The sequence below is a fragment of the Cellulomonas sp. IC4_254 genome (assembly GCF_011603975.1).
Taxonomy (GTDB): domain Bacteria; phylum Actinomycetota; class Actinomycetes; order Actinomycetales; family Cellulomonadaceae; genus Cellulomonas.
The window spans coordinates 1-2,891 of sequence record NZ_JAANNB010000304.1 but is presented as its reverse complement, the minus strand read 5'-3'; the positions used below and the strand labels follow the sequence as shown (position 1 = coordinate 2,891).

2 protein-coding genes and 1 pseudogene are annotated in these 2,891 nt (G+C 76.0%); 1 reads left to right on the top strand and 2 read right to left on the bottom strand.

All coding sequences use genetic code 11. The features are described 5' to 3' along the window. On the top strand, nt 1-1,048 hold a 1,048-nt coding region (locus G6556_RS18140; RefSeq protein WP_240934714.1), incomplete at its 5' end, for an LCP family protein. Between the two features lie 131 nt (nt 1,049-1,179). Here the strand turns inward: G6556_RS18140 and G6556_RS19790 are convergent. Continuing rightward, nucleotides 1,180-2,217: pseudogene (locus tag G6556_RS19790) on the bottom strand (acyltransferase); the annotation flags it as partial. 125 nt (nt 2,218-2,342) lie between these two features. Next, nucleotides 2,343-2,885 carry a 5-(carboxyamino)imidazole ribonucleotide mutase gene (purE, locus tag G6556_RS18135; protein WP_166944452.1) on the bottom strand — a complete coding sequence of 181 codons (543 nt, stop codon included), beginning with the start codon at nt 2,883-2,885 and terminating at the stop codon, nt 2,343-2,345. Nucleotides 2,886-2,891 lie beyond the last annotated feature (6 nt).

Here is a 2,891-nt window from a genome sequence, read left to right as displayed (position 1 = left end):
CGCCGGGCAGGTCGCGGGGCACGGCGCCGGCCGGCCCGCCGACCCCGCGTCCGCCGCACCGCCCGCCGCGCCGCGCCGCCGGCGCCGCCGTGGCCGGGTGGTCGCCGGCGTCGTGGTCGTCGCGCTCGTGCTGCTGCTCGCGTGGCCGATCGGCCTGCTGCTGTGGGCCGACGGCAAGATCCAGCACGTCTCCGCGCTGTCGGGCGCGGCCGACACCCCGGGCACCACCTACCTGCTCGCCGGGTCGGACTCCCGCGAGGACGGGGTGATCGAGGACAGCGAGACCGTCGGCGCCCGCACCGACACGATCCTGCTGCTCCAGGTGCCGGAGTCCGGCCCCGCGGCGCTGATCTCGCTCCCCCGCGACACCTACGCCGACATCCCCGGCTTCGAGCCGAGCAAGCTGAACGCCGCGTTCTCCTGGGGCGGGGCGCCGCTGCTGGTGCAGACCGTCGAGGAGCTGACGGGGCTGACGGTCGACCACTACGTGGAGATCGGCTTCGGCGGCGTCGAGCAGATCGTCGACTCGCTCGGCGGCGTCGAGCTGTGCCTCGACGGCAGCACCGGCATCACGTTCCCGGTGAACGACGAGAAGTCCGGCCTGGTCTGGGACGCGCCCGGCTGCAAGACGGTCGACGGGGTGCAGGCGCTCGCCTACTCGCGGATGCGGTACTCCGACCCGTCCGGCGACATCGGCCGCGGCCTGCGCCAGCGCGCGCTCATCAGCGCGGTCGCCGCCAAGGCGGAGAACCCGGCGCTGCTCTTCCAGCCCGGCAAGCAGGTCTCGCTGATCGACTCCGGCACCGCCGTGCTCACGGCGAGCGACGAGACGGGCATCGTGGACCTCGGCCGGCTCGCCCTGGCGTTCCGCGCGGCCACCGGGCCGGGCGGCATCACCGGCACCCCGCCGATCAAGAGCCTGGACTACCGCCCGGGCAACGCCGGGTCGACGGTGCTCCTCGACCCGGACCAGACGCCGTCCTTCTTCGCGGCGATCCGCGACGGTTCCCTCGAGCCGGGCGTCGTCGGGGGCGTGCCCGGCTCCTGACCGGACCCGAACCCGGCGCGCACCAGGCCGACGAGGCCCGTGAGCGCGTCCCGCAGCCGCTCGCAGCCCGCGGTGGTCGCCCGGCGCAGCCGCAGGCCGAACGGCTTCTCGACGAACCGGTGCACGAGCCAGGCCAGCACCAGGGAGAACCCGGTCGCCGCGGCGAGCACGGCCCAGACGGGCAGCCGGTCGTGCAGCAGGTGGATCACCCACAGGCCCCAGTACTCGTGCGTGAGGTAGAGCGGGTAGGTCAGCGCGCCCGCGGCGGTCAGGCCGGCCCAGCGCCACCGCGCGAGCGGCGTCAGCGACACGAGCGCCACCAGGCCGACGCAGGCGGGCAGCGCGACCGCCAGCAGCAGGGCGCTCGGCTCGACCACGGAGTTCGCGCCCAGCGAGCGCATCCGCGCCGGGACCAGCGCGGCGGTCGCGACGGCGGTGTTCGCCCCGACGAGCAGCCACGGCACGACGGCGTGCCCCGTGCGGTGGATGACGTACAGCGCCATGCCGGCGGCGAACAGCGGGGCGTACGGCGCGACCAGCCAGGTGACCGCGTCCGACCAGCCGAGGGTACGGGCGACCATCGCGGCCGCCGGCCACAGGGCCGCGAACCACAGCACCCGGCGCCGGGTGATCCCGACCGCCGCGAGCAGGGCGATCAGCACGTAGAACCGCAGCTCCACCCAGAGCGTCCAGTACACGCCGTCCACGTGGCCGACGTCGACCAGCGACTGCAGCAGCGTGAGGTTGACCAGCACCTGGCCGCCGGTGATCTCCTTGCCCGGCCAGACGAGCAGCAGCAGCGCGCCGGTGAGCAGCACGCCCGTCCAGTACGCCGGGTAGAGCCGGGCGACCCGGGAGCCCACGATGTCGGGGACCGAGCGGCCCCACGCCGTCATGAGGATGACGAACCCGCTGATCACGAAGAACAGCTCCGGGCCCAGCGAGGTGTACGTGGCCCAGCCGGCGACGGCAGGGGCGACCTCGGCCAGGTCCCGGCCCCAGGCGTCGGTCTGCCGGGCCGTGAAGTGGTAGGCGAGCACGCCGAGGGCGGCGAGGAACCGGAGCGCGTCGAGCGCGGCCAGGCGCGGCGCGCGCGCGGCCGTCGGCGTGCGGGCCGCGGTCGTCGTCGCGTCGCGGCCGGCGGTGCGGGGCGGTGCGGTGGTCGTCACCGGCTCGACGCTAGGCGCGGTTCGCGGGGTCCGCCCGTCGAGCGGCGGGGCCCGGGCGGGGTCTCGACGAGACCTTCACGCCGCGTGCGGGCGGCGCCCGCGATGCTCAGGACCGCGTGCGGGCGTCAGCCCCCGAAGCCCACCGCGGGCCGCCGGCCGTCGCCGTGCAGCGACCGCAGCCGCTCCCCCTTCGCGTCCGCCTGCGCCCGCAGGTCGTCCTGGAACGCGAGCATCGCCGCCGCCAGCCGGCGCGCGGTCTCGTCCGTGCCCGCGCCGAGGATGCGCGCGGCCAGCAGCCCCGCGTTCCGGGCGCCGCCGATCGACACCGTCGCCACCGGGACGCCCGCGGGCATCTGCACGATCGAGAGCAGGGAGTCCATCCCGTCGAGCCGGGCCAGCGGCACCGGGACGCCGATCACCGGCAGCGGCGTCACGGCCGCGAGCATCCCCGGCAGGTGGGCCGCGCCGCCCGCGCCCGCGATGATCGCCCGCAGCCCGCGGCCGGCGGCCTCGCGGCCGTAGGTGACCATCTTGTCCGGCTGGCGGTGCGCGGAGACGACGTCGACCTCCACCGGGACGTCGAACTCGGCGAGCGCCTCGGCGGCCGCCTCCATGACGGGCCAGTCCGAGTCCGAGCCCATGACGATGCCGACGAGCGGGGTGGTCATGCGGTG